This is a genomic window from Streptomyces sp. 1-11, from assembly GCF_007176755.1.
Taxonomy (GTDB): domain Bacteria; phylum Actinomycetota; class Actinomycetes; order Streptomycetales; family Streptomycetaceae; genus Streptomyces.
Genome location: NZ_BJTV01000015.1, coordinates 93824 through 120482 on the forward strand (window position 1 = coordinate 93824; position 26659 = coordinate 120482).

Consider the following 26659-nt stretch of genomic DNA (forward strand, 5'->3'; position numbering starts at 1 on the left):
CGGAGCCGCTTCGTCCCGGTACCTGCCGCGCTCCGGGGCCATGTCCGTTCTCCGCCGGTGCCGCGACGCCCACGCACACGGTCCACACCCCCAAGCAGTCCGGTGGCCCCACTCTCGCCCCGCCGCCCCCGGCGGGGCAACACGGCGCGCCCGCCGTCCGCGTCCGGGGGGGACGTCCCGGAACGCCTGTTCGAGGTCTCGACTCCATCGGACGCGCCGCCGAGGATCCCGCACATATCAGCTCAGAACGTGTCTTATTTTATTCATGCACACACCTTCGCGGCGTACCCTGCTCCAAGCCCCGCTCGCTGCGGCCGGCGCGGGACTGCTGGCTGCCTGCACCGACTCCGGCTCCCATCCCCGTCCCGGCCCCGCGGCCGTGACGACCGTCCAGGGCGACTTCGTTCCGCCCGGGCCGAAGGGATATGTCGAGCCGTCGGGTCCCCAGGTGCGTGCCGCCGAGCGCAGACGCGGCACAGGCCCGGTGCGCATGCTCAGGTTCACGGCCGCCGAGAACACCCTGGACCTGGGCGGGCGGCACGTGCGCACCTGGGCGTACCACGAGCAGCTCCCCGGACCGCTGGTGCGCGTCACCGCCGGCGACGTCCTCAGCCTCACCCTCGCCAACCGGCTGCCGCAGAACACCACCCTGCACTCGCACGGCGTGCGCATGCGCTGCGACATGGACGGCGTCCCGGACCTGACGCAGAGGGCCATCGCGCCCGGGGCCGACTTCACCTACCGCTTCACCGTCGCCCACCCGGGCACGTTCCTGCTCCACTCCCACGTGGGCATGCAGCCGGACCGCGGCCTGTACGCGCCCTTCATCGTCGACGACCCCCGGGAGCCCCTCGCCTACGACAGGGAGTGGATCGTCGTGCTGGACGACTGGCTCGACGGCGTCCAGGGCTCCACCCCCGACAAGGTGCTCAGGCAGCTCACGCCCGAGGCCATGACGATGGAGGGCATGGGCATGCAGATGGGCCCCGAGCCGGCCCGGACGGCGGGGGCGCACACCTCGCGCTCCCGGTCGGACGGGGGGCCCAGCCGGTTGCTGCGCCAGGGGCGCAGCCGCCTGCTGCACGGGGACGCCGGCAGCGTCGACTACCCCCTCTACCTCGTCAACGGCCGTACCGCCGACCGGCCCTCGGTGTTCCGGTGCCGGCCCGGCGAGCGGATCCGGCTGCGCATCATCAACGCCGGTTCCGAGACCGCCTTCCGGGTGGCTCTCGACGGTCACCCCATGACCGTCACCCACACCGACGGCTACCCGGTCCGGCACACCGAGACCGACGCGCTCCTCCTCGGCATGGCCGAGCGCTACGACGTCCTCGTCACCGCCAAGGACGGCGTCTTCCCGTTCGTCGCCCTGGCCGAGGGCAAGCGGGGACAGGCCCTCGCCGTCCTGCGCACCGACAAGGGCCGGGCCGTCCCCCCGGCCGACGTGCGCCCGGACCTGCTCGACGGGAAGCTGGTCCCGGCCCGGCGCCTGCGGCCGGACGACTCCGTGGCCCTGCCGGAACGCGATCCCGACCGCGAGATGCGCATCAAGATCACCGGCACGATGGCGAAGTTCGACTGGGGCTTCGACCACCGGCCCTACTCCGTCCGCCAGCGCCACCCGGTGCGGGCGGGTGAGCGGGTGCGGCTCAGCCTCATCAACGCCACCGACATGTGGCACCCCATGCACCTGCACGGCCACACCTTCGCCGTCGCGGGTCTCGACGGCGTGGGCGCGCGCAAGGACACCGCCATCGTGCTGCCGCACCGCAAGCTCGTCGTCGACTTCGACGCGGACAACCCCGGGCTGTGGATGCTGCACTGCCACAACCAGTACCACTCCGAGAGCGGCATGATGACCATCCTGGGCTACCGCACCTGACGGTCCGGACGGGGAGAGCGTTCCCGGGTTCCTCCGTCCGGGCCGTGCCGGCCGCGCCTCACACGTCGAGCCGGCTGATACGCACCGCTCCCCCCGTCCCGCCCGGATCGGCGCTGGTGAGCGTCAGACGCAGCCTCGATCCGCGCACCGCGTCGAAGGTGATCACGGTCGGGCTGTCCGAGGCGGTGGCCCAGTCCGTCCGCGCCCCGTTCACCGGCGCGTACGCGTGCCCGTCCCACACCTCCACCACCGCCTCGGCGGGCCGGGCGTGGGTGGCGTCGACCGTGAAGGAGACCGCCACCCGGTCGAGGGTGCGCGGGCGCCCGAAGTCGACCGACACCCAGTCCCTGGCGCGGGCCCCGCCGAACGCGGGCAGCAGCGCGGTCGCCGGTTTGACGAAGGCGTTGGACCAGCCGGTGGCCGGGTCCCCGTCCAGCATCGCGGCGGGCAGGGTGTCCGGGCGGCCGGAGTAGCTCGCGTCCGCGTGCGGGTGGCCGACGGGCGCCGGACGGCCGGGGCCGAAGGCGGTGACCGGCGTGGCGGCCGCCGGACCGCCCGGCGTGGTGCGCACGCGCGCCGTGTCCCCGCGCAGGCCGGCCACCCGCGCCGTCACCGCGAGCGTGCCCGCCGCGCCGCCGGTCCGGACGATGGCGAGGGCCTTGCCGTGGAAGGCGGTACGGGTGCTCGCCTGGTAGCGCTCGGCGCTCTCCTGGCGGCCGTTGTCGACTCCGGCGAGGGAGCCCCCGGTGACGGAGAAGGAGATGAGGTGGCCCGCGTCGGGCACCACCACGCCGTGCGCGTCCACGATCTCCGCGGTCACGAAGACCAGTGAACGGCCGTCCGCGGCGGCGGATCCGCGGTCGGCGGTCAGGCGCACCGCGTGCGGGGCGCCCGCGGTGCGCAGCACGTCGGTGGCGACGGTCCTGCCGTCCCGGCGGGCCACCGCCTTCAGCTCGCCCGGCCGGAAGGGCACCTTCCAGGTCAGGTGCAGCTTGCCCGCGCTGCCGTTGGGGCTGGTGTAGCTGCCGGGGTAGGGGCCGTCCGTGAAGGTCTTGTCGTCGCCGGTGGCCTCCGTGGTCTCCAGGTAGGCACGGCCGTCGGTGGTCCGCTTGACGTCGAACTCCCGCGTCCCGAGGGACTTCCCGTTCAGGAAGAGCTCCACGGAGGGCACGTTCGCGTAGGCCCAGACCTCGACCGTGTCGCCCTCCTCGTGGTTCCAGCTCATCGGCAGCAGGTGGACCATCGGCTCGTCCGTCCACTGGCTGCGGAACAGGTGGTACATGTCCTTCGGGAACCCGGCCGTGTCCACCGCGCCGAAGAAGGACGCCTTCACCGGGAAGACGTCGTAGGGCGTCGGCTCGCCGATGTAGTCGATGCCCGACCACAGGAACTGCCCCGCGAACCACGTGCGGTCCCGGTCCTTCTTGTGGCCGTACTCGCCGCTCATCGTCCAGGACGCGAGGTTGTTGTCGTAGGAGGAGGCCTCACGCCGGCCCGGGGTGTGGTTCTCGCCGGTGTTGAGGTGTTCCGGCTCCTGGTACGCGCCCCGGGTGGAGGTCTCCGAGGAGGACTCGGACTCGAAGAGGAACAGGTGCGGATAGGCGGCGTGCAGCGCGTCCACCGACTGGGCGGTGTTGTAGTTCAGGCCCAGCCCGTCGAGCTTGGCGAGCATGAGGTCCGCCGCGGAGCCCTTGGCCGGCAACCGGCGGTACTTGTCCGATCCGATGACGAGCGGGCGGGTGCCGTCGGCGGCCCTGACGGCGCCGATGATCCGGTCGGCCATGGCGAGCCCGGCGGTGGACGTGGAGTCGGGGATCTCGTTGCCGATGGACCACAGCACGACGGCGGGCGAGTTGCGGGCGGCGAGCACCATCTCGGTGGCGTCCTTCTCGCACCACTCGTCGAAGAAGCGCCCGTAGTCGTACGTGTTCTTGCCGGTGCGCCAGCAGTCGAAGGCCTCCACCATCATCACGATGCCCAGTTCCTCGCAGACCTGGATCAGCTGCGGCGAGGGCGGATTGTGCGAGGTGCGCAGGGCGTTGACGCCCATCGACTTCATCACCGTCAGCTGCCGGCGCACCGCGTCGAGGCTGACCGCGGCGCCGAGGGCGCCCTGGTCGTGGTGGAGGTCGACGCCCTTGATCTTGGTGTGGACGCCGTTCAGGGAGAAGCCCTCGTCGGGGTCGAAGCGGTAGCGGCGGATGCCGAAGGAGGTGCGGCAGGTGTCGGTGGTGCGGCCGCCGGCCCGCACTTCGGTGTGCAGGGTGTAGCGGTGGTGCGGAGTGCCGAAGTCCCACAACCGCGGCTCGGTGACGGTCAGTTCGTGGGTCTCGGTGGCCTGGTCCGACACCGCGGCCGTGCTCGTGGCCCGGGCGGCCGTGCGGCCGTCGGGGCCGGTGATCCGGGACAGCACCTGGACGTCCGCGCCGGCGCCGGACTCGTTCACCACCGTCGTCGCCACCCGGACCAGCGCCCGCCCCGCGGTGACCTCCGGGGTGGTGACGTACGTGCCCCAGCGGGCCACGTGCACCGGATCGGTGACCACCAGCCGGGCCTCGCGGTAGATGCCGCTGCCGGAGTACCAGCGGCTGCTGGGCAGCCGGTTGCGCACCTTGACCGCGAGGACGTTCGCGGTCCGGCCGTCGGTGTGCACCAGGCCGGTGAGGTCGAGCGCGAAGCCGGTGTAGCCGTAGGGGTGGCTGCCCGCCTCGGTGCCGTTGCAGTAGACGTGGGAGTCCATGTAGACCCCGTCGAACTCCACCGAGATCCGCCGGCCGGCACAGGCGGGCGGCAGTGTGAAGGACAGCCGGTACCAGCCGAGGCCGCCGGGGAGGAAGCCGGTGCCGCCGGAGGTTCCGTGGTCCGTCGTCGGTGTCTGCTCGATGCTCCAGTCGTGCGGCACGGACACCCGGCGCCAGCGGGAGTCGTCGTAGCCGGGCTCGGCGGCGCCGGCGTACTCGCTCCCCTCCGCGCCGCCGTCGAGGTCGGCCAGCGCGAAGCGCCAGCCGTCCGGCAGCGGGACGGTCTGGCGTCCCGCCGCGGCGCCCGGGGCGTCGGCGGCCAGAGCCGCGGGGGCGCCGAGGAGCACTCCGGCCGTGGGCGCCGCCGTGGCCGCGGCCAGAACCGATCTGCGCGTGACCGTCATCTCTCTCCCTCGTTCCGGCCCAGAAACACTCACAACTGATCGTGTTCAAACAGATTCTTTCGACGCCGCACACGCCGACGTCAAGGGCCGGGAAGCGGGCACACGGCGCCGTGGGTAATTCGGCCGGAAATCCCCCTTGACCTTGTTCGACCTGTCGACCAGGTCGCCGGGAGTCACGGTCCACGGAGGTGCGGCACGCACTACGCTGGAACGCGCGTGGTACCACCTGTTCACTGTGAGTGTGCGCTGGGAGCGGCGACGATGAGCCGGGTCTATCCGTTCGACGATGCGGCCACGGCCCGGGCCGTCATCGACGACGACGGAACTCTGGTCGAGTGGAACGAGGGCGCCCGGCGTCTGCTCGGCCACCCGCCGGAGACCGTCGTGGGCCGCCCCGCGGCCGGCCTGCTGGCCGGGAACGGCGCGCCCAGGACGCCCTCCGGGACGCGCTGGACCGGAACCCTGCGGCTGCGCCACCGGGACGGCAGCACCGTCCCGGTGTGGCTGCTCGCCCACCACCGGCCCCCCGGGGACGGCCACGGCGCCGAGTGGCTGGTGGTCTCCCCGCTCGCCGGTGACGGGCTGCACGCCGAGGACGACGACGCGCTGGCCGCGGCGAGCCTGCTCCAGTCACCCTGCGCGATCGCGCTCTACGACGACCAGCTCCGCCTGCGGCGCATCAATCAGGCCATGGCCGACTTCATCGGGCTGCCCGAGGAGCGCGTCAAGGGCCTGCGGATCACGGAGATCGGCGGGCAGCGGCCGGCGGAGGACCTGGAGCGGGGCATGCTCCAGGTCCTGGCCGGCAGCGGACCGCTGGACATGGAGGTCTCGGGCAACGTCGGCGGGGACGTCCGGATCGCGGCCTGGCTCACCCGGATGGCCCCGGTCACCGACGCGCACGGCCGGGTCCTCGGGGTGTGCCTGGCCGCGCATGACGTCACCGACAACCACCGGGCCCGCCAGCGGCTGCAACTGGTCAACGAGGCGAGCGCGCGCATCGGCACCACACTGGACATCACCCGTACGGCGCAGGAGCTGGCCGACGTGTGCGTGCCCGTGCTCGCCGACTTCGTGACCATCGACCTGCTGGACCCCCAGGAGTACGACGGCGAGCCCCCGGCCCGCGTCGCCGCGCCCCTGCGGCTGCGCCGCACCGCCCACCGGTCGGTGCTCGACGGCGTGCCGGAGGCGGTGGTGCGGCCCGGACGGACCGAGCTGTACCCGGACTTCTCCCCGCAGGCCGACGCGCTGACCGCGGGCCGCACGATCACCACCTCGGCGGCCGGGGGCGACATGGCCAAGTGGCTGAGCTGGCACTCCGCGCGCGCCGACGTCGTGCGCAGGTTCGGCATCCACTCGACCATGTCGGTCCCGATCCGGGCGCGCGGGCTGACCCTCGGGGTCGCCGTCCTCACCCGGCACCGGCGGCCGGACCCCTTCACCACCGACGACAGGCTGCTGGCGGAGGAGATCACCGCCCGGGCCGCCGTGTGCATCGACAACGCGCGCCGCTACTCCCGCGAGCGCGAGACCGCCCTCGCCCTGCAGCGCAGCCTGCTGCCCCGCACGATGCCCCGCACGGCCGCGCTGCAGGCCCGCTCGCGGTACCTGCCGGCGGCCCGGGCCGGGGTGGGCGGCGACTGGTTCGACGTGATCCCGCTGTCCGGGATGCGAGTCGCGATGGTCGTCGGGGACGTGGTCGGGCACGGTATCCGGGCCTCGGCCACGATGGGCCGGCTGCGCACCGCGGTGGGCACCCTCGCCGACCTCGACCTGGCCCCCGACGAGCTGCTGACCCATCTGGACGACCTGGTGATCCGGCTGTCGGAGGAGTACAGCGGCGACGACAGCCCGGGCGAGGTGGGCGCCACCTGCCTGTACGCCGTCTACGATCCGGTCTCAAGGCGCTGCACGCTGGCCCGGGCGGGGCATCCGCAGCCGCTGGTGCTGCGGCCGGGCGGCGAGCCGCACGAGCTGGAGCTGCCCTCCGGTCCCCCGCTGGGCCTCGGCGGGCTGCCCTTCGAGTCGGTGGAGGTGGAACTGCCCGAGGGCACCGTGCTGGCCCTGTACACGGACGGTCTGCTGAAGTCCCGCAGGCGGGACGTGGACCTCGGCAGACGGCTGCTCGGCGAGGCGCTGAAGCGTTACGCGGGCTCACTGGACGAGACCTGCGACCTGGTCCTGCAGACGCTGCTGCCGCCCGGCGAGGCGGCCGACGACGTGGCCCTGCTGCTGGCCCGCACCCGGGGGCTGCCCGCCTCCCAGGTGTCGACCTGGGACATCCCCGCCGACCCGGCGCTGGTCGCGCCGATCCGCAAGCAGGTCCTGGACCAGCTCGACCGGTGGTCGCTGACCGAGGCGGCGTTCACCGCGGAGCTGGTGGTGAGCGAACTGGTCACCAACGCGATCCGGTACGGTTCCCGGCCGATCCGGCTGCGGCTGATCCACGACGCGGCCACGCTGATCGTCGAGGTGTCCGACTCCAGCCATACCGCGCCGCACCTCAGGCGCGCCAAGACCTTCGACGAGGGCGGCCGCGGGCTGCTGCTGGTCGCCCAGCTCACCCAGCGCTGGGGCACCAGGCACACCCCTGAGGGCAAGACCATCTGGGCGGAGATGGCGCTGACGGAGACCGCTCAGTAGGCCCGCAGCCAGGGCCGTACCCGTCTGCGGGCCTCGTGCAGACGGGACTTGAAGGTGCCGAGCGGGATGCCGGCGCGCTCGGCGGCCTCGGCGTAGTCCAGCTGGCAGACGTCCCGGTACACCAGGGGCGCGACCAGATGGGGGTGCTCGCGTTCCAGCCGGTCCAGGGCGTCCAGCAGGTCCACGCGGGAGCCCGCGATGACGCTGGTGGTGCGCGGGTCGACGTGCTCGGCGGGCTCGATGGCGGCGGGCCGCTCGGCCGCCCGCCGCTTCAGCTCCCGGTACTTCTGCCGGCAGCAGTTCGCGACGACGGTGTACAGCCAGGTGCTGAAGCGGCTGCGGCCCTCGAAGCCGGAGATGTTCCGGGCGATCTGGAGCAGCACGTCCTGGGCTGCCTCCTCGGCGTCCTCCCGGCAGGGCAGGAACCGGCCGCAGCGGCGCACCACCTCGGGCCGCAGCCCGGCCAGCAGCCGGTCCAGCGCCGCCCGGTCGCCGGCGGCGGCGCTGCGGGCAAGGTCTTCGGCCGTCGCCTCGTCCGGCACCCGGGCCCCCTGGAAGTCGATCTCAGGGCAGGCATGATAGTCGTATGCACTCCTTGGAGCGGATCGGCCGCTACCGCCTCCAACGGCGCCTGGGCACCGGCGCCTTCGCCACGGTGTGGCTCGCCCGCGACGACGAGCTGGACGCCCCGGTGGCGGTGAAGGTCCTCGCCGAGAACTGGGCGCACCGGCTCGACGTGCGGGAGCGCTTCCTGTCCGAGGCGCGGCTGCTGCGCCGGGCCGGCTCCAGCCGGGTGGTGCAGGTCTACGACATCGGTGAACTCCCCGACGGACGGCCGTACTTCGTCATGGAGTACGCCGACGGCGGCACCCTCGCCGATCTGCTGACGGCCGGTGTGCTGCCGGTGCCCCGGGCGCTCGCGCTGACCGCGCTGGCCGCCCGCGCCGCCGCCGCGCTGCACGAGGCGGGGATCGTGCACCGCGACATCAAGCCGACCAACGTGCTGCTGCACACCGCCCCGGACGGCGAGCGGCGGGTGCTGCTCGCCGACCTGGGTCTGGCCAAGAGTCTCGCGCAGGCCTCGGTGCTGACGCTGGCGGCCGGCTCGGCGGGCTACCAGCCGCCGGAGCAGGCCGAGCCGGGCGCGGGCATCGACGCCCGCGCCGACGTCTACAGCCTGGGCGCGGTCGGCTACGAGCTGGTCACCGGCACCGTTCCGGGGCCGCCGGGGAAGGCCGTGCCGCCCGGGCGGCTGCGGCCGGACCTCGGCGCCGACGCCGAGCGGGCCCTGCTGCGGGCCCTGGAGCCGGACCGGGAACGGCGCTGGCCGGGGGCGCAGGCGTTCGCGGACGAGCTGGACCGGCTCGCGGCGCCCGCCGCCGGCCGCGCGGGCGGCCGGCTCGACTCCGTCCGGCGGCGGCTCGGCGCCGGGACGCCGGCGCTGGCCGCGGTGGCCGCCGCCGTGGCGGCCGCCGTCGCGGTGACGCTGGTGCTGCACCGTCCCGGCTCCGGCGGTCGCGCCGAGGTGCGGGACGCCACCGGCCGGGTCTCGGTCGAGGTGCCGGCCGGCTGGGCCCGGCAGCTGCGCGACTCGGGCTGGGATCCGCGTGTTCTCGGGCTACCCGCGGGGCACCAGCCGGGCCTGGTGGTCGCCGGCGACCTGTCCCGCTGGCCCGACATGGGCGCCGGGGTCGACGGCGTCTTCGTGGGGCTCAGCGAGCACGGCGACGTCACCGCCCGGGTGAACGCCCTCACCCACACGGGCTGTCACTACGCGGGCTCCCGGACCTTCGCGAGCGCCGCCTGGCGCGGCCGCGTCCGGAGCTGGAGCGGCTGCCCGGACGGGGGCTCGGTCACCGAGTCGGCCCTGGTCCCGGCGGACGGTTCCACGGGCCCGCAGGTGTACGTCCAGGTCCGCCGGCGGGGTGACGGCGACGGGACCGAAGGGGTGCTCCGCTCACTGCGGGTCACCTGAGACACGTTCCGCGCGGAGCGGGGCGGGGAAGGGATTTCTGGGCGAGGCGAACTTTTCCGGCGCCCCGCGCATCGGAGTGTGGTGACGGCGCACCCGGCGCCGGAGGCACGCGCCCGTCGCGTGCCGTGAAGATCCAGGAGTGTTGAGCGACATGGCGTACTCATCCCGGTCCCCGCGGCGCGGGGCCCTGCTCGCGGGCGCGGTCGCCGTACTGAGCCTGCTGACCGCCTGCGGCGGCCAAGGCGACGGCTCCGCGCCCGAGAAGGTGTCGGGCACGGCGGGTCCGGCCACCGAGTCCGGCGGCAGCCCCGCCTCCGGTGTCTCCTCCCCCGCCGCCTCCACCCCCGGCGGCACGGCCTCGTCCTCCGCCCCGCGGACGGGCAGGACGACCACCGGCACCGGCAGCGGCACCGGCGCGGAAAGCGGCGGGAAGACCGCCGCCACCGGCACGCGGTGCCACACCTCCGAGCTGCGGGCCGCCGTCGGCCGCAACAACCCGGGCGCCGGCCAGGAGAACTTCCCCATCGTGCTCACCAACAAGTCCGCCCGGACCTGCACCCTGCACGGCTATCCGGGCGCGGCCTTCGTGAACGCCTCCGGCTCCCAGCTCGGCCCCGACCCCAAGCGCTCCTCCGGCTCCCCGGCGACCGTCACCCTCAAGCCCGGGCAGAGCGCCTGGGCGGGGCTGACCTTCTCCAACCCGGAGGTCAGCGAGGCGAAGACGGCCAGGCCCGCCGGGCTGGTGATCACCCCGCCGGACGAGCGGGACCACCTCCAGGTGGCGTGGACCGCCGGGGAGGTCCCGGTCGGCGGGAACTCCTCCTCCGTGTTCCTGACCGTGTTCAGCCCCGGCACCGGCGCCTGACCGGTCCGCCCCGCCGTGACCGGCCCCGCCGTCCGCCCCGGACGGCGGGGCCGGTCACGGCGGCAGGGGATGGATTCCCGGGCGCGGCGGGCACCCGGTCACCGTGGTGCGCGCGCCGGCGTTTGCTTACATAGGCGGGCACCATCTGGAGCCCTACCTGGAAGGACCCGCCCTGAACACCCCGCTCGCCGAGGCCCTGTCGGCCGTGCTGCTCGCCGCCGTGCTCGCCTGGGCCGTCGTACGTCCCTTCGGCTGGCCGGAGGCGGCGCTGGCCGTGCCGGCCGCCGGAATCGTGATCGCCGCCGGCGCGATCCCGCTGGAGCACGCCCGGGCCGAGGCGGAGCGGCTGGGCCCGGTGGTGGGGTTCCTGGCGGCGGTGCTGGTGCTCGCCCACTTCTGCGACGTGGACGGGCTGTTCAAGGCCTGCGGCGCCTGGATGGCGCGCTGGGCGGCGGGCCGCCCGGTGCGGCTGCTGACGGCGGTGTTCGCGCTGGCGTCGGCGATCACGGCCGTGCTCAGCCTGGACGCCACCATCGTGCTGCTGACGCCGGTCGTCTTCGCCACCGCCGCGCGCACCGGGGTACGACCCAAACCGCATGTGTACGCCTGCACCCACCTGTCCAACACGGCGTCGCTGCTGCTGCCCGTGTCCAACCTGACGAACCTGCTCGCCTTCGCGGCGAGCGGGCTCAGCTTCACCCGGTTCGCGGCGCTGATGGCGCTGCCGTGGCTGGTCGCGATCGGCGCCGAGTACCTCGTGTTCCGGCGGTTCTTCGCCCGGGACCTGACGGCCGCGGCCCCGGTGTCCGGGGCGGAGGACGAGGCTCTGCCGTTGCCGCGGTTCGCGCTGGTGACCGTGGGCTGCACGCTGGCGGGGTTCGTGGTGGCGTCGGCGTTCGGCGTGGATCCGGCGTGGGTGGCGGCGGCGGGCGCGCTGGTGCTGGCCGGGCGGGCGCTGCTGCGGCGCAGGACGACCCCCCTGGCCGTCGTGCGGGCGGCGGCCCCGGCGTTCCTGGCGTTCGTGCTGGCGCTGGGCATCGTGGTGCGCGCGGTCGTCGACAACGGGCTCGCCGGCGTGCTCGGGCACGTCCTGCCGGGCGGGACCGGTCTGGCCGCGCTGCTCGGGACCGCCGCGCTGGCCGCCGTGCTGGCCAACCTCATCAACAACCTGCCGGCCGTGCTGGTGCTGCTGCCGCTCGCCGCGCCGGCCGGTTCCGGCGCGGTGCTCGCGGTGCTGCTCGGGGTGAACATCGGCCCGAACCTGACGTACGCCGGTTCGCTGGCCACCCTGCTGTGGCGGCGGATCGTGCACCAGCACGAGCACGGGGTCGACCTCAAGGAGTTCACCCGGCTGGGTGTGATCGCCGTGCCCTGTTCGCTGGCGGTGTCGGTGGTGGCACTGTGGGGAGCGCTGCAGATTCTCTGAGGGATTCACGTCAGCCGAAGGAGGCCGGCCGCATGCGCGTGATCGCCTGGCTCGTGGAGGGCACTTGGCCCGCCTGTGTGGACGCCGTGCGCGCCCACGCCCCGCACGACGCCGAGGTGGTGCTGCTCCATGTGTCCGGCCCGGACGTGCCCGGGGTGGCGCACGGCGCGTTCGCCGGGCTCCTGGGCCGCGGCCATCGCGAACGGGACCCGGGTGGGCTGCTGGAGGCGCTGGAGGGCGGGTCGGCCACCGAGATCCTGGACGCGGCGGCCGCCCGCCTGGGCCGGCCGTGCGCCCGCGCCGAGCGGTCCGGGCGGGTGGAGCGGGAGGTGGTGGCCGCGGCGGAGGGCGCCGATCTGCTGGTGGTGGCACGGGACGGCGACCGCTCCCGGCTCGGGCCGCGCAGCCTGGGCCCGGCCGTCCGGTTCGCCGTCGACCACGCGCCCTGCCCGGTGCTGCTGGTCTGGCCCGAGCCGGCTCCCGGCCTGGCGACGATCCCGCCCCCGCCGCCGCACCACCACTGAGCCGGGCCGCGGGTCAGTGGCGGCGGTGGTGGCCGCCGCCGTGGCCGCCGCCCCAGGAGCAGTAGGACGGGTGGACCGAACAGAAGTCGGGGGCGGGTGAGGACGCCGGCGGGGCGGTGGACCCGGTCGCCGCCGGGGCGGGCGCCGGCGCCGGGGGTTTCGCGGCCCCGTGCGTCGCCTCGGCCGACGGCGCCGCCGCGGGAGTGGCGCCGGTGTCCCAGTTGACGATCTCCATCTCCAGCTCGGGGCTCGCGCTGTCGACGCTCCAGCGCTGGACGGGGGCCGCGGTGCGGGTCTTGAGCACGAGGGCGCCGGAGCCGTCGGCGGCAGCGGGGACCAGCGCCAGGTCCCGGTCCGAGCGGGGCACGATCGCGCCCCGGCCGGTGAAGTCGTAGCGGACGTCCCGGGCGGTCCTCGCGGTCGCCGGGCAGGGGGCGAGGCGGACCGAGTAGCCGAGGTGCGAGTCGAGGCACAGGTCCGGTGCGGAGGCGCTGCGCAGCAGCCCGTCGGGCTCGTGGCGCCACTGCTGGCCGGGGGCCGCGGAGCAGGCGGCGAGTTCCGTCTCGGCGTCCTTGACGGCCTTGCCGCCGACGACGTCCACGCACAGGCCGGAGGCGAGGTTGCGCAGCCGGCCGCGCAGCGCGCCCTGGCCGGCCGCGTGGGTGCCGGCCCAGGACGGGCCCGGATCGGGCGAGCGCTTGCCCGGTGCCGGGGAGGGGGTGGTGCCTGGAGCGGGCGCCGGGTCGCCGGACGGGCCGAGCACCGCCCACAGGACGAGCGGCAGCACGACGAGTCCGCCGACCGCGGCGGCGCCGAGGGCGAGGTGACGGCGGCGGGCGCGCCGGGCGGCCCGGAGCGCCGAGCGGCGGGAGGGGCCGGGCGGGGGCGCGGCGGCGGGGGCCGAGGGGTCGGGCGACGGGGGCGCGGAGGGGGCGCAGGACGTCGTCGGGGCGTGGAACGCGGTCGGGGCGAAGTCCTCGCCGCCGGGCGGCGCGGGGGCCGGTCCGGGCCCGGGCGCGGTGGCCGCTTCGGGGAGGCCGGCGCGGGCCTCCAGGTAGGCGCGGGCGCCCCAGCCGAGGACCGCCTCGGCGAGGGCGAGGCCGAGTCCCGCGCCGAACCGGGCCAGTTGGTCGGCGGTCTGCCGGCAGTGCGGGCAGCCGGCCAGGTGCCGCCGCAGGTCCGGGTCGACGTCGGCGCCGCCGCGCCGGAAGGTGACGTCCAGCATGCGCAGGTACCGCCGGCACTCGGTCTCGGGGGCGAGTTCGCGGTGCGCCTGGAGGCACTCCTCGCGCAGCCGTTCGCGGGCGCGGCCGAGTCCGATGCGGGCCTCCTCCTCGTCCTGGCCCAGCAACGCGGCCGGTACGGCGAGGGGTTCGGCCTCGACCTCGATGTGCCACAGCACGGCGCGGGCTGACTGGGGCAGCCGCTGGAAGGCACGGGACAGCAGCCGCCGGCCGGGAGGCGGGAGCAGCCGGGCGGAGGCCCGCTCCCCGGTGGCGGGGTTCGTACGCAGGGCGGGGTGCAGCAGTTCCCGGCGTCCGTCGCCGTCCCACTCGGCGGCGATCCGGCGGACGGTGACCAGCAGGTGGGGCCGCCAGGCGGCGGAGGGGCCCGACTGCCTGATGGACTCGCCGACCAGCCGGGTGAAGGCGGCGGTGGTGAGCATGCCGGCGGCCCGGGTTCCGTCGGTGCACAGCCGGGCGTAGGCGAAGGCCGCTTCCCAGTGCCGGTCCAGGAGTTCGCCGACCGGGTTCGTGGCGGGTGACGTGCCCGTCCACTTCCTCAGTTCGGCGCTCAACCGCTCGTCCGGCACTTCGAACCGGCGGCCGGTCGGCACGGAATCCGACCTGCCTGCGTCATTCACGGCTGCATTCCTCCAGACGCGACACGGGAATTAGTCCATACCACAGGGTATGGACGGGATGCGGCGTCCCGAACGCCGCCGGGGCAGCTCTTTTGAAGCGTGGGGGGCGTACGGAGCGACCTGGCGCCCGCAGCGGAAAATGTAATTGTCTGCGCGCCGACAACGCACACTTTTGCACAGCCGGACACCGGGTAACAAGAGATCTCCCGGTTCCCGGCAACTGAATTCCGGCGGTTTCCCTTTTGACAATTTGTCAAGAAAGACTTTGCCTCGCATTACCGCCGTTCACATCCGCGCGCCACGGGTCCCGCGGGGCCCCGCCCCGCCCCGGCGGCGCCCCGGCCGCGGGCCGCGCGGCACGGGGCGCGCCGCGCGGTCCTGGGCCGGGCTGTCAGTGGCCGCTGATCGCGCGCGGTGTGTAGGGCTGCTGGAGTTCCTCCATCTCCTTCTCGCTCAGCTCGAGTTCGACCGACGCCACCGCGTCCTCCAGGTGCCCCGGCCGGGCCGCGCCGACGATCGGCGCGGCCACCGTGTCCTGGTGCAGCAGCCAGGCCAGGGCCACCTGGGCGCGCGGCACGCCCCGGGCCCCGGCGATCCGCGTCACCGCCTCGACGATGGAGCGGTCGCCTTCCAGGTACAGGCGGCCGCCGAAGGCGTCGGCCGCGCTGCGCTCGGTGACCGTGCCCCAGTCGCGGGTGAGCCGGCCGCGGGCGAGCGGGCTCCACGGCAGTGTGCTCACGCCCTGGTCGGCGCAGAGGGGGAGCATCTCCCGCTCCTCCTCGCGGTAGAGCAGGTTGTAGTGGTTCTGCATGGAGACGAACCGCGTCCAGCCGCCCAGCTCGGCGGTGTGCTGGAGCTTGGCGAACTCCCAGGCGTACATCGAACTCGCCCCGATGTAGCGGGCCTTGCCCGCCTTGACGACGTCGTGCAGCGCCTCCATCGTCTCCTCGGCCGGAGTGCCGTGGTCGTAGCGGTGGATCTGGTAGAGGTCCACGTAGTCGGTGCCGAGCCGGCGCAGGCTGTGGTCGATCTCGCTCAGGATGGCCTTGCGGGACAGGCCGGCGCCGTTGGGTCCCGGCCGGGTGCGGCCGTGCACCTTGGTGGCCAGCACGATCTCGTCGCGGTCGGCGAAGTCGCGCAGCGCCCTGCCCACGATCTCCTCGCTGGTTCCGTCGGAGTAGACGTTGGCGGTGTCGAAGAAGTTGACGCCCGCCTCCAGCGCCTGCCGGATCAGCGGACGGGACGCCTCCTCGCCGAGCGTCCACTCGTGCGTGCCGCGGTCGGGCAGTCCGTAGGTCATGCAGCCCAGACAGATCCGCGACACGTCCAGACCCGTCGAACCGAGCTTCACGTACTGCATCGTTGCTGCTCCTGCCTTCAGGGGCGATGGTCACTCAGGAGCGTACGTCGCGCCCGCGGCGCCGACTTGACCCCGGCCGCGCGCGGACGGTTGGATTTCCGGACGTGCCACGCCGGTCCGGAGCGGGGCCGGGACCGCGATGCGATGGGGCGGACGTGCTGACGAAGGGTGCCTCCCGGACGGGAGGCCGGGGGAAGACGGCCGGCACGGCCCTGCTCGCCGTGGTCCTCGGCGCGACCGCGCTGATCGGCTGCGGTTCCGGCGCCGCGGACGAGACACCCCGGTCCCCGGAGTACCGCCTGCCGCCGCGGCACGCCGGCTTCGACTATCAGATCGGCGGCGCCTATCCCCCGGCCCGCGGGGTCCGCGTCGTCAGCCGCGACCGGTCCGACTCACCCGCGCCCGGCCTCTACAACATCTGCTACGTCAACGCCTTCCAGGCCCAGCCCCAGGAACGCTCCGACTGGCCCGCCGACCTGCTGCTGCGTGACGGCCACGGCAGGGCGGTCGTCGACGAGGACTGGGACGAGCCGCTGCTGGACCTGCGCACCCCGGCCAAGCGGGGCCGGGTGGCGGCGCGGGTGAACCGGTGGATCGACGGCTGCGCGAAGAAGGGCTTCGACGCCGTGGAGCCCGACAACTACGACAGCTACACCCGCTCCGAGGGCCTCCTCACCGCCGCCGACGCGGTCGCGTTCATGCGCCTGCTCACCGGCCACGCGCATGCCCGGGGCCTGGCCGTCGGGCAGAAGAACACCGCCGAGCTGACCGCCCGGCGCGAGGCGGCGGGGCTGGACTTCGCGGTCACCGAGGAGTGCGGGCAGTACGACGAGTGCGAGGTGTACGCCAAGGCGTACGACGACCACGTGGTCGACATCGAGTACACCGACCGGGGCCTGCGCAAGGCCCTCGCGCGCTGGGGCGGCCGGCTGAGCGTCGTCCGCCGGGACGTCGGCGTCTCCACACCGGACGCCCCGGAGTACGTCCGCAGGGTGCGCTGACGGGGCCGACCGGCCCTCGTGCCGTGCCGCCTGCCGGTGACCGCCCGGCGTGGCGCGGTCGGACGGTGCGGCCGTCGGCCGATCCTCGGCCCAGACGACCGGCAGCCGGCCGGTCCCGGCCGCCGGAGGACACCACGGTGCCGACACGTCCGACCACCCTCAGATCCCTGGCGGGGGCGGCGCTGCTGCCGCTCGCCCTCGTCACCCCCGCCTGGGGGCAGTCCACCGCCGCGCCGTCCCGGGCGGGTGAGGAGCCGTCCACGCTGTGCGCGCCCGCCGGGACGCTGCGCGGGGAACACGGCCAGTTCGCCGTCGTCAGCGTCTGCGCGGGCAGCGGCACCCCGCAGCTGGCGGTCTCCGCCCCGGCGAGCTGCCGGCGCGCCGGGGTCCGGGTGCGCTACACCTGCCGGACGGAGGGCACCTGGACGGCGCGCCGCGCCGGCCGGACGCTGGCCGCCGGGACGCTGCCGGGCGCGCAGGAGTACCCGGGCCCCGGGACCTACGACATCACCGCCGACGTGCGCGTGCGGTCCGCGCCCGCCGGTGTCGACCTGCGCGGCACCGTCGAGGCCACGCTCACCCTCACCGCGCCCAAGGCCCCGCCCACGCACGCGGTCACCGTCGACCGGACCACCCTGCGGCGCGACGCCACCACCACGCTGACCTACACGGTCCGCCGGGACAGCGACGAGGGCGACGGCAGCGCCCGGCTCGGACTCATCGGCGAGGCGGGCACCGGGGTGCGGATCGCCACGGACGACGCTCGCTGCGTCAACCCGCTGGTCGGCCGGTACCCGTCGAAGACCCGGCTCGCGTACTCCCTGGACTGCGCGCTGACCGCGCTGCAGCCCGGCCGTCCCGAGACGGTGAAGGTCCGCGTCACCGTCGGGCCTGACTGCTCCACGGTGGTCTCCAAGCTGGGTTACTGGCTGCCGCGGGGCCAGGACCTCTACACCGGCGGCATGCTGGCCGGGCCGGCGCTGACCTGCCGTTAGGGCCTGTCTGACAGTGTCAGACAGGCCCTAGCGGCTCGGGAGCGGGTTCAGGCCCGCTCCAGCAGGTCCAGGGCGCTCTCCCAGGCGAACCCGGGCCGTGCGCCGTCCGCCTCGCCGTCCTCCCCCGGCGGGCCGGCGTACGGCTCGCCGAAGCGGACGCCCATCCCGCGCAGCCGGAGAAGGCTCTCCCGGTACGCGGGGTGGGCGGCCAGCGCGTCCGCCACGCAGGGCAGGACGGCGATCGGCACGCCGAGGCCCGCCGCCTCGCAGAGCGTGCCGACGGCGAGCGTGTCGGCGAGGCCGGCCGCCCACTTGTTGACGGTGTTGAAGGTGGCGGGCGCCACCACCACGGCGTCCGGCGGCGGGAACGGGCGCGGATCGGCCGGCGAGCGCCAGGCCGAGCGGACGGGCCGGCCCGTCATCTCCTCGACCGCAGCCGTGTCGAAGAACCCGCCCATCGCCACCGGCGTGGCCAGGACCCCCACCTCCCAGCCCCGCGCCTGGGCGGCGCCGATCAGCGTGGTGACTCCGGCGGCGGTCCCGGCCGCGCAGACGACGACGTAGAGGAAGGGCTTCCCGGCCTGTGAGGTCATCGCACGACCCTACTGAACCGGGAACGGCGGTCCCGGCCGCGGGATGCGGCCGCCGGGCCCCGCCTCAGCCGGCCGGTTCGGTCACCCGGATGGCGCTCACCGGGCAGGCGCGGGCCGCCTCCCGGACCATCGGGTCGCCCCCGCCGTCCTCGCGGCCGGGGAGCAGGGTGCTGTAGCCGTCGTCGTCCTGGGTGAACACGCCCGGGGCGGCCAGCGCGCACTGGCCGGCGCCGATGCAGCGGTCCTTGTCGATGTCGATGTGCATGACCAGAGCCTCTTACCAGGTCACGGGGAGTTCCAGCATCCCCTGGATCGTGTCGCCGGGTTTGAACGGGATCTCCTCGGCGGGCGCGGCCAGCCGGAGGCCGGGGAGCCGCTCCAGGAGCGTGCCCAGGGCGATCTCCAGCTCGGCGCGGGCCAGGTTCTGGCCCAGGCACTGGTGGATGCCGAAACCGAAGGCCACGTGGTGGCGGGTGGAGCGGTGGAAGTCCAGGGTGTCGGGGTCGTCGAACACGGACTCGTCGCGGTTGATCAGCGAGGTGGAGAACAGGACGCCCTCGCCGGCCCGGATCGTGGCGCCGGCGATCTCGATGTCCTCCAGGGCCAGGCGCAGCAGCCCGTCCGCGATCGAGAGCATCCGCATCAGCTCCTCCACGGCGGCGGGCAGCAGCGCCGGGTCGGCGCGCAGCTCGGCCAGCCGGCCGGGGTGCCGCAGCAGCGTGTAGGTGCCGAGGGAGATCATGTTGGCGGTCGTCTCGTGCCCGGCCACGAGCAGGATGACGGCCAGCGCCACCACGTCGCGCCGGTCCAGCTCGCCGGTGCGCAGCCGCTGGTGGACGAGGTCGTCCAGGACGCCGTCGCCGGGTTCGGCCTGCCGCTCCTTGTCGTCGATCAGCCCGCCGAGGTACTCCTCGAGCCGCTCGCGCGCCCCTTGCGAGTCGGCGGCCGTGGGACCGCGCAGCAGCGTGCGGGACTGTTCCTCGAAGAACTCGTGGTCGGCGTACGGCACGCCGAGCAGGCCGCAGATGACCATCGAGGGCACGGGCAGGGCGAAGGCGGAGACCAGCTCGGCCGGCGGCCCCTTCTCGATCATCGCGTCCAGCAGCCCGTCGACGGTCCGCTGGATGGTGGGCCGCAGCCCGGCCGCGCGCTTGAGGGTGAACGACGGGATCATCATCCGCCGCTGGGTCTGGTGGACCGGGTCGTCCACGCCGAGCAGCGCCACCCGCCGGTCGCGGACGGCCGCGAAGCGGGCCGTGGGCACGGGGAAGCCCGGGAGGGTGCGGTCGGTGGACAGCCGGGGGTCCGCGAGCAGCGCGCGGGCGGTGGCGTGGCCCGTGACCATCCAGACCTCGCGGCCGTCGAAGAGGGTGACGCGGGACAGGCTGCGCCCGTCGCGCAGCGGGCCGTATCCGGTGGGGGGGTGGTAGGGGCAGGTGCGGTCCTGGGGGAATGCGACGGGTTCGGCCGGGGTCCCCGGGCCGGTGATGTCCGTCAGTTCCGTCATGGAAAGACCTCGCAGACGAAGAGGTGCGTCGTGCCGATCTTCATTAGATGCCCGAGGCACCTATGGGGCGACAGCAAGTTCGGCCAGATCGCCGTACGCGGTGAAGTGGCCGAAGAGCGGGCCGGCCGGGGGCTGGAACGCGCCGTAATTCATTTGCCGGTGCGGGCGCGGCGGCCCCAGGATCGGCCCATGCCTCCTACAGCCTCCCTCCTGCCGACGCCCGCTGCCACCGCCCCCGCGGTGCCGGGCCGACAGCAGCCCCGCCGTCCCCGGAGGCCCGGTCCCGCATGCCCGTGACGGGCGCGCTGCTCGCGGGCCTGCTCGCCGGGTACGGCATCGCGGTGCCCGTCGGCGCGGTCGGGACCTATCTGGTCTCCCTCACCGCCCGCACCTCGCTGCGCACCGGCGCCTCGGCGGCGCTCGGCGTCGCCACGGCCGACGGGCTGTACGCGCTGCTCGCGACCGTGGGCGGCGCCGCCCTCGCGGCGGAGCTGCGGCCGGTGCTGGACCCGCTGCGCTGGGCCTCGGCGCTGGTCCTCGCGGTCCTCGCGCTGCGGGCGGCGCTGCTCGCCCTGCGGCAGTACCGCGCCCATCGGCTCACCACCCGCCCGGAACGGCCGGTTCCAGGCGCGGCACGGGCTTATCTCGGCCTTCTCGGGATCACCCTGCTCAATCCCATGACGGTGGTCTACTTCGTGGCGCTGGTGCTCGGCAGCGGCGCCGCCGGTGCGGCACGGCCGCTGGAACGGGCGGTGTTCGCCGCGGCGGCCTTCGCCGCGTCCGCGAGCTGGCAGCTACTGCTGGCGGGCGGGGGCGCGCTGCTGGGTCGCGCCCTGACGGGCCACCGGGGGCGGCTGGTCACGGCCCTGCTCTCCAGCGCCGTGATCCTGGTGCTCGCGGTGCGGACGACCGGATGGCCGGAACGGTGATCACCCGCTCGGGTGAAGGGGTATGCGGTACGGATGATCCGGGCGGCCGCGGGAGTTGGGACCGTCCGGAGCACCATCCGCCGGACCGACGAAGGAGACGGATCCCATGCCACTTGAGGGCGAGTACGAGCCCAGCCCGACGCAGTGGGTGCGCGAGCAGGTCGAGCTGTACGAGAGTTCCGGGGGCACCAAGGGCACCACGCTGCGGGACACCGGGCTGCCGGTCATCGTGCTGACCACCCGGGGCGCGCGCAGCGGCAAGATCCGCAAGACGCCGCTGATGCGGGTCGAGCACGAGGGGAGTTACGCGGCGGTCGCCTCGCTGGGCGGTGCGCCCAAGCATCCGGTCTGGTACTTCAACGTGAAGTCCGACCCGCACGTCGAGCTGCAGGACGGGCCGGTCAAGCGGGACATGCGGGCCCGGGAGATCACCGGCGCGGAGAAGACAGAGTGGTGGGAGCGTGCGGTGGCCGCGTTCCCGCCGTACGCGGACTACCAGCGCAAGACGTCCCGGGAGATCCCGGTGTTCGTGCTGGAGCCGGTCGACGGGGACTGACGGGGGCGCCCGCCGCCCGGAGCCGGGTTCCGGCCGGGGCGGCGGGCGCCTTCGGGAGATTCGCCGGGCCGACGGGCATGAACCCGTCCGGGGCCGGGCACCCGTGCGTCAGGCCCCGCCGCGCTCCCCCGTCGCGGCGGGGCCGCTTCGTGCCTCCCGCGCCGGCCGGTCGGTCACGTCGAGGTAGATGTGGTCGGCGGCCGGAACCGTGCTGGAGATCGACCGCTTGATGCGCACGGAGACCTCCTCCACCCGCTCGCTGTCCAGGCCCGGCACCAGGTCGATGCGGGCGGCCACCAAGGTGGAGTCGAGGCCCATCTTCATCGTGAGCAGCGACTCCACGCTGTCGATCTCCGGCTGGGCCTCCAGCAGCGAGTGGATCCGGCCGCTCAGCTCCGGGTCGGCGGCCTCGCCGATGAGCTGGTCCCGGGCGTCCCGGCCCAGCCGGTAGGCGACGTACACCAGCAGCGCGCCGATGGCGATGGACGCGGAGGCCTCCCAGACGACCTGGCCGGTCACCATGTGCAGGGCCATGCCGATGAGGGCGAGGGTCACACCGAGGACCGCCGTGCCGTCCTCCGCGACCACCGTGCGCAGTGCCGGGTCGCGCAGCGCGTCACGGCCGCCGCCCTGCTGGCGCACCTGGTGCAGAGCCCGCATCAGCGAGGCGCCCTCCGCGATCAGCGCCACGCCGAGCACGATCAGGCCGGCGACGTAGCCGCTGAACTTCTCCTCCGTGCCGCTGCGCAGCGCCTCGAAGCCCTGGAAGAAGGAGAAGCAGCCGCCCATCACGAAGATGCCGACCGCCGCCAGGAGGGACCAGAAGAACCGCTCCTTGCCGTAGCCGAAGGGGTGCCGCCGGTCGGCGGGACGGCTGCTGCGCCGCAACGCGGCCAGCAGGAAGACTTCGTTGAGGCTGTCGGCGACGGAGTGCGCCGCCTCCGACAGCAGCGCGGGCGAGCCCGCCAGCACCCCGCCGACGGCCTTGGCCACGGCGATCACCAGGTTCGCGGCCAGCGCCACCAGCACGGTGACCTTGGTGTGATGGTCACCGCCCGAATCGCCCTTGTGCCGGGTGCCCTTCTCACCGTTGGAGTCCTCGGCCGTCCGTGCGGCCGTCTGCTGCTCAGAGGATGTCCCACTCACCTGGTGCCGACTGCCCCCGCTCCACCGGATCACACCGTGCCGAAGGACGAAAAAGGGGAACGCGTGGTGGCGGGAACACAAGCCCGCGCACGACGAGGAGGAGAGATGGGCGGCGACGGCAACAGCGCCTATGGACACAAGACGTTCAGCCGGTCCAGAAGCCATTTCGACGACCGCATCACCGCCGACGGCCGGGACGGCTGGCCGGTCGCCGCCGGGCGCTACCGGCTGGTGGTCTCCCGCGCCTGTCCGTGGGCGAGCCGGGCCGTCGTCTCACGCCGGCTGCTGGGCCTGGAGGAGGCCCTGCCCATGGCCGTCGCCGACCCGGTCCAGGACGACCGGAGCTGGCGGTTCACCCTGGACCCCGGCGGCCGTGACCCCGTGCTCGGCATCCGTTTCCTCAGCGAGGCGTACGACAAACGGGAGACGGGTCATCCGGGCGGGGTGAGCGTGCCCGCGGTCGTGGACGTGCCCAGCGGCCGGCTCGTCACCAACGACTACCAGCAGCTCACCCTCGATCTGGCCACCGAGTGGACGGAACTGCACCGCGAGGGCGCCCCGGACCTGTACCCGGCCGGCCGGCGCGACGAGATCGACACGGTGATGGCGGAGGTGTACGCGGACCTCAACAACGGGGTGTACCGCGCCGGGTTCGCCACCCACCAGGCGGAGTACGAGAAGGCCTGCACGGCCGTCTTCCGGCGGCTGGAACTGCTCGCCGAACGGCTCGCCGGGCAGCGCTTCCTGGTCGGCGACACGATCACCGAGGCGGACATCCGGCTGTTCACCACGCTGGTCCGGTTCGACGCCGTCTACCACGGCCACTTCAAGTGCAACCGCTGGAAACTGACGGAGAACCGGGTGCTGTGGGCGTACGCCCGCGACCTGTTCCAGACGCCCGGTTTCGGCGACACGGTCGACTTCGACCACATCAAGCGGCACTACTACCAGGTGCACACCGGCATCAACCCCACCGGGATCGTGCCGCTCGGTCCGGACCTCGGCGGCTGGCTGACCCCCCATCACCGCGAGGAGCTGGGAGGACGGCCGTTCGGGGACGGGACGCCGCCGGGCCCGCCGCCCCCGGACGAACAGGTGCCGCCGCGAGGACGCCCCGCATGAGGACCGTCTGACGAGGAAGGAGTCCTCCATGTCGAAGACCAAGAAGAAGAAGAAGCTCCCCGTCGTCTACCAGCCGGTCGGGTTCGTACTCAGCTGGGCGGGCGGAGCGCTGGCCGGGATGGCCTTCCGCAAGGCCTGGACGGTGCTCCGGCACGAGGAGGACGCGCCCGACGCGCTGGACCCGGACCGCGGCTGGGGAGAGATCCTGCTCGCGGCCGCGGTCCAGGGCGCCATCTTCGCGGTGGTGCGCAGCGCCGTGGACCGCACCGGCGCGAAGGCCATCGAGCGGACCACGGGCGTGTGGCCGGCCAAGGACAAGGGCGGCCGGGACTAGGCTCCTCCCTCCCGGCGGGGGCGGGCCCCCACGGGTCCGGGGGCGACCCGGACCCGTGGGGGCCCGGGTCCGCTCAGCCCTGCTTCGGCGCCGGCGACGGCACCAGGCGCAGGGTGAAGGAGTGTCCGGCGGGGTCGGCGCAGCCGCGTTCCTCGTACGTCCCCGCCGGGTCCCCCGCCTCCAGCGGCCGGCCGCCGAGGCCCACCACCCGGCGCTCGGCCTCGTCCAGGTCGGACACCAGGAACTCCAGATGGGCCTGCAGGGAGTTCTCCGGGCGCGGCCAGCTCGGCGGCGTCGCGTTGACGTCCCGCCGGAAGGCGAGCCGGAAGCCGTCCCCGCCCTGGATCTCGACCAGGTTGGCGGACGCGTGCGTCTGCTCGCCGTCCAGCAACTGCCGGTAGAACTCGGCGAGTTTCTCGGGCTCGGCGCAGTCGAGCACCACGACGCCCGCGGTCACGAGGGGCATGTTTCCTCCCGGGGGGGTTTGCGTCCTTCTCCGTCCCCCAGCGGATATCCCCGTCCCGCCGATTCAGTCGGCGGCCAGCCACGCTCCGTCACGCATCAGCTCCCGGCCCGTCAGCTCGTTCGCCTCGCGCCAGGCCTGGACACGTTCGGGGAGCACGTGGAAGTACAGGTAGCGGTCGGCGAGCCGGCGCGGGTCGAAGCCGGTCTTCCCGGCGAAGACCTCGGCGTCCTCCTCCGGCAGGTCCTCGGGGGCCACCGCCCGTACGGCGCCCTCCACGATGACGACGTCCCGGGTCGGCCCGATGCCCAGCCTGGCCCGGCCGGTGGCCGCCAGGTTGCGGCCGGTCGGGCTGTCGGCCGGGGTCGCGATCAGCAGGGTGGCGCCGTCCCAGACGAAGGACAGCGGGACGAGGTAGGGGGCGCCGCCGTCCGCGCCCGCGGTGGCCACCCAGGCGTCCACGTCGTGCTCCAGCCGGTGGAGGGTGTCCTTCTTGCGCTGTTCGGCGGTGCGGGCGGGCGGCGGGGTCATGGTCCTCGGGCCTCCTCGGCATCGGGTCTCGCTCGTACGACGTACGGACGGCGTCAAGTGTGACCGCCCGCCTTCCGTCCAGGCGCGAAATGCGGTCCAGGCGTGTCCGGGCGGTTCCGTCCGCCGAGCGGACCGTGAGCCCTCTCCCTCGGCCCTGGGCAGGCGCGTCCGGGCTGCCCCGCCGCACTGTGGGGAGCGGTGGTGACCGGCAGGCGAAGGGGCGGCCGGAAGATACAACCCTTCTCCCCCACCATGCGTCTCCCCTGTACCCCGCATCACAGGATCACCGGGAGCCGGCCCCGCCGTTCCCGCGCGCACGCAGGAGACGCATGTTCACGCCCAGGATGCCCCGCCCGCTGCGGCTCGCCCTCGCGACCGCCACCGCGGTGTCCCTCACCGGCGGAGGGTTGCTCGCCCTCTCGGGCCCCGCCGCGGCCGCGGCCGCGAAGTACGCCGACGACTTCAACGGCGACGGCTACCGGGACTACGCCCAGGCCTCCTTCGGCGGCTCCTTCACCGTGACCTACGGGACCGCCACCGGTCCCGGCACGGTGACCAGGACGTTCACCCAGAGCAGCGCGGGCGTGCCCGGGACCGCCGGGGACGCCGGCGGCTACGCGGACGCGTTCGGTGAGGACCTCGCCGCCGCCGACCTCAACGCGGACGGCTACGCCGACCTCGCGGTGGCCGACTTCACCGAGAAGGTGAGCGACAAGATCGACTCGGGTGCGGTCACCATCATGTGGGGCGCGCCGTCCGGCCTCGGCACGAAGGCCACCCGGCTTCCCGTCGCCGCCGTCAAGTACCGGGGCTTCGGCAAGGGTGTCGAGACCGGCGACTTCAACGGCGACGGCAGGCCCGACCTGGCGGTGATCGACTCCCTCGACACCGCGTACGTCTTCCGGGGCGGCTTCTCCAAGACCGGGACGACCGGCACCGTCACCAAGCACCACCTGCCGCCCAGTTCCCCCGACATCCTGGAACCCTCCGGGCTCGTCGCCGGGAAGGTCACCCACGACAAGGCAACCGACCTGTACGTCCTCGGGCAGGGCTACCGCAACGACAGGATGACCCTGGACGCCTGGTTCCTGCGCGGCGGCAGCACCGTCAAGCCCGCTGCCAAGGTCACCCCGATCGACAACTCCAGCCCCGACTACAGCCCCACGGGTGTCATCGCCGACTTCGACAAGAACGGCTACGGCGACCTGGCCGTCGGCGACACCCACTACAACAACGGCGCCGGCTCGGTCGTCGTCGTCCGCGGCGGCACGTCCGGGCCCACGACCAAGTACCGGCTGACGCAGTCCACTTCGGGCGTCGCCACGGCCGCCACGAAGAACGACGGCTTCGGCGTCACCCTCTCCGCCGGCGACACCAACCGCGACGGCTACCCCGACCTCGCGGTCAGCTCGGTGCAGGAGAAGGTCGGCACGGTCGCCTCGGCGGGCGGCGTGCACATCCTGCGCGGCGGCAGGGCGGGGCTGACCGGCGCGGGTTCGCAGTGGTTCACCCGCGCCACCGCCGGCGTCCCCGGCAGCCCGACCCAGTGGGAGCGGTTCGGCCTTTTCCTCCGCCTGCGCGACACCGACCGGGACGGCGACGCCGACCTCGTGATCGGCGACAACGACTACGAGCAGACCAGCCTCCTCCTGCGAGGCGGCTCCACGGGCATCACCACCACGGCGGTGACGAAGGTGGGCGTCTGGCCGACCTTCCCGCGGTGAGAGCACGTGCGCGGGGCCGTCAGCGGCGTTGACGGCCCCGCGCACGGCCCTACCCGAGACGGCCGGGTCCG

Annotated in this window: 23 protein-coding genes; 13 read left to right on the forward strand and 10 right to left on the reverse strand. The window is 74.2% G+C overall.

Going from position 1 to position 26659, the window contains the following annotated elements; all coding sequences use genetic code 11:
• Nucleotides 1–265: 265 nt before the first annotated feature.
• Entirely contained in the window at nucleotides 266–1882 is a 1617-nt protein-coding gene (locus TNCT1_RS27620; RefSeq protein WP_143637272.1) for a multicopper oxidase family protein, read from the forward strand.
• Nucleotides 1883–1940: 58 nt separating this feature from the next.
• Here the strand turns inward: TNCT1_RS27620 and TNCT1_RS27625 are convergent, their stop codons facing one another.
• A complete protein-coding gene (locus tag TNCT1_RS27625; RefSeq protein ID WP_143637275.1) occupies nucleotides 1941–5027 on the reverse strand; it encodes a glycoside hydrolase family 2 TIM barrel-domain containing protein in 3087 nt (1028 codons plus the stop codon).
• Between the two features lie 261 nt (nucleotides 5028–5288).
• Here TNCT1_RS27625 and TNCT1_RS27630 point away from each other — a divergent pair, with 261 nt between their 5' ends.
• On the forward strand, nucleotides 5289–7673 hold the full coding sequence (locus tag TNCT1_RS27630; RefSeq protein WP_143637278.1) for a SpoIIE family protein phosphatase: 2385 nt from the start codon (nucleotides 5289–5291) through the stop codon (nucleotides 7671–7673).
• Here the strand turns inward: TNCT1_RS27630 and TNCT1_RS27635 are convergent.
• A complete protein-coding gene (locus TNCT1_RS27635) occupies nucleotides 7667–8215 on the reverse strand; it encodes an RNA polymerase sigma factor (protein ID WP_143637281.1) in 549 nt (182 codons plus the stop codon). The two genes, TNCT1_RS27630 and TNCT1_RS27635, sit on opposite strands and share 7 nt — an antisense overlap.
• A 44-nt stretch (nucleotides 8216–8259) precedes the next feature.
• On the opposite strand from TNCT1_RS27635, the gene TNCT1_RS27640 reads away from it, so the two are divergent.
• The 4 genes from TNCT1_RS27640 (at nucleotide 8260) to TNCT1_RS27655 (ending at nucleotide 12463) form a co-directional block, all read left to right on the forward strand.
• The gene (locus TNCT1_RS27640; RefSeq protein WP_143637283.1) at nucleotides 8260–9648 is read left to right on the forward strand and encodes a serine/threonine-protein kinase; all 1389 of its coding nucleotides are present in this window, start codon (nucleotides 8260–8262) and stop codon (nucleotides 9646–9648) included.
• A 151-nt stretch (nucleotides 9649–9799) separates the two neighbouring features.
• A complete protein-coding gene (locus TNCT1_RS27645) occupies nucleotides 9800–10513 on the forward strand; it encodes a DUF4232 domain-containing protein (protein WP_143637286.1) in 714 nt (237 codons plus the stop codon).
• A 130-nt stretch (nucleotides 10514–10643) separates the two neighbouring features.
• Entirely contained in the window at nucleotides 10644–11939 is a 1296-nt protein-coding gene (locus TNCT1_RS27650) for an SLC13 family permease (RefSeq protein WP_143637597.1), read from the forward strand.
• Nucleotides 11940–11971: 32 nt separating this feature from the next.
• Complete coding sequence (locus TNCT1_RS27655) at nucleotides 11972–12463, forward strand: universal stress protein (protein ID WP_143637289.1); 492 nt, start codon at nucleotides 11972–11974, stop codon at nucleotides 12461–12463.
• Nucleotides 12464–12476: 13 nt separating this feature from the next.
• On the opposite strand, the gene TNCT1_RS27660 is transcribed toward TNCT1_RS27655, so the two are convergent.
• A complete protein-coding gene (locus TNCT1_RS27660) occupies nucleotides 12477–14327 on the reverse strand; it encodes a ricin-type beta-trefoil lectin domain protein (protein ID WP_143637292.1) in 1851 nt (616 codons plus the stop codon).
• A gap of 391 nt (nucleotides 14328–14718) precedes the next feature.
• Nucleotides 14719–15687: an aldo/keto reductase gene (locus TNCT1_RS27665; RefSeq protein WP_143637294.1), complete on the reverse strand. Its 969-nt coding sequence runs from the start codon at nucleotides 15685–15687 to the stop codon at nucleotides 14719–14721.
• 155 nt (nucleotides 15688–15842) lie between these two features.
• On the opposite strand from TNCT1_RS27665, the gene TNCT1_RS27670 reads away from it, so the two are divergent.
• Both TNCT1_RS27670 and TNCT1_RS27675 read left to right on the forward strand, forming a co-directional pair.
• The gene (locus TNCT1_RS27670; RefSeq protein WP_143637296.1) at nucleotides 15843–16688 is read left to right on the forward strand and encodes an endo alpha-1,4 polygalactosaminidase; all 846 of its coding nucleotides are present in this window, start codon (nucleotides 15843–15845) and stop codon (nucleotides 16686–16688) included.
• Between the two features lie 137 nt (nucleotides 16689–16825).
• The gene (locus TNCT1_RS27675) at nucleotides 16826–17683 is read left to right on the forward strand and encodes a hypothetical protein (protein WP_143637299.1); all 858 of its coding nucleotides are present in this window, start codon (nucleotides 16826–16828) and stop codon (nucleotides 17681–17683) included.
• Nucleotides 17684–17730: 47 nt separating this feature from the next.
• On the opposite strand, the gene TNCT1_RS27680 is transcribed toward TNCT1_RS27675, so the two are convergent.
• The 3 genes from TNCT1_RS27680 to TNCT1_RS27690 form a co-directional block, all read right to left on the reverse strand.
• Entirely contained in the window at nucleotides 17731–18276 is a 546-nt protein-coding gene (locus TNCT1_RS27680) for a flavoprotein (RefSeq protein ID WP_143637302.1), read from the reverse strand.
• A gap of 64 nt (nucleotides 18277–18340) precedes the next feature.
• A complete protein-coding gene (locus TNCT1_RS27685) occupies nucleotides 18341–18541 on the reverse strand; it encodes a ferredoxin (protein WP_143637306.1) in 201 nt (66 codons plus the stop codon).
• A 12-nt stretch (nucleotides 18542–18553) separates the two neighbouring features.
• Nucleotides 18554–19783, reverse strand: a complete 1230-nt coding sequence (locus TNCT1_RS27690; RefSeq protein WP_143637309.1) for a cytochrome P450 — start codon at nucleotides 19781–19783, stop codon at nucleotides 18554–18556.
• A 293-nt stretch (nucleotides 19784–20076) separates the two neighbouring features.
• Here TNCT1_RS27690 and TNCT1_RS27695 point away from each other — a divergent pair, with 293 nt between their 5' ends.
• Nucleotides 20077–20712, forward strand: a complete 636-nt coding sequence (locus TNCT1_RS27695; RefSeq protein WP_174266482.1) for a LysE family transporter — start codon at nucleotides 20077–20079, stop codon at nucleotides 20710–20712.
• Between the two features lie 106 nt (nucleotides 20713–20818).
• Nucleotides 20819–21268: a nitroreductase family deazaflavin-dependent oxidoreductase gene (locus TNCT1_RS27700; protein WP_143637316.1), complete on the forward strand. Its 450-nt coding sequence runs from the start codon at nucleotides 20819–20821 to the stop codon at nucleotides 21266–21268.
• Between the two features lie 108 nt (nucleotides 21269–21376).
• Here the strand turns inward: TNCT1_RS27700 and TNCT1_RS27705 are convergent, their stop codons facing one another.
• Nucleotides 21377–22414 (reverse strand): cation diffusion facilitator family transporter, encoded by a 1038-nt coding sequence (locus tag TNCT1_RS27705; RefSeq protein WP_235902933.1) that lies wholly within the window; start codon nucleotides 22412–22414, stop codon nucleotides 21377–21379.
• 105 nt (nucleotides 22415–22519) lie between these two features.
• Here TNCT1_RS27705 and TNCT1_RS27710 point away from each other — a divergent pair, with 105 nt between their 5' ends.
• Together TNCT1_RS27710 and TNCT1_RS27715 are read left to right on the forward strand one after the other, a co-directional pair.
• Complete coding sequence (locus TNCT1_RS27710; RefSeq protein ID WP_143637326.1) at nucleotides 22520–23536, forward strand: glutathione S-transferase family protein; 1017 nt, start codon at nucleotides 22520–22522, stop codon at nucleotides 23534–23536.
• A 28-nt stretch (nucleotides 23537–23564) separates the two neighbouring features.
• The gene (locus TNCT1_RS27715; protein ID WP_143637332.1) at nucleotides 23565–23870 is read left to right on the forward strand and encodes a DUF4235 domain-containing protein; all 306 of its coding nucleotides are present in this window, start codon (nucleotides 23565–23567) and stop codon (nucleotides 23868–23870) included.
• Between the two features lie 73 nt (nucleotides 23871–23943).
• Here the strand turns inward: TNCT1_RS27715 and TNCT1_RS27720 are convergent, their stop codons facing one another.
• Nucleotides 23944–24336 (reverse strand): VOC family protein, encoded by a 393-nt coding sequence (locus TNCT1_RS27720; protein ID WP_143637337.1) that lies wholly within the window; start codon nucleotides 24334–24336, stop codon nucleotides 23944–23946.
• A 63-nt stretch (nucleotides 24337–24399) separates the two neighbouring features.
• A complete protein-coding gene (locus TNCT1_RS27725; RefSeq protein ID WP_143637342.1) occupies nucleotides 24400–24864 on the reverse strand; it encodes a pyridoxamine 5'-phosphate oxidase family protein in 465 nt (154 codons plus the stop codon).
• A 329-nt stretch (nucleotides 24865–25193) separates the two neighbouring features.
• Here TNCT1_RS27725 and TNCT1_RS27730 point away from each other — a divergent pair, with 329 nt between their 5' ends.
• Nucleotides 25194–26588, forward strand: coding sequence for a VCBS repeat-containing protein (locus tag TNCT1_RS27730; RefSeq protein ID WP_235902935.1), 1395 nt, complete (start codon nucleotides 25194–25196; stop codon nucleotides 26586–26588).
• Nucleotides 26589–26659: the final 71 nt, after the last annotated feature.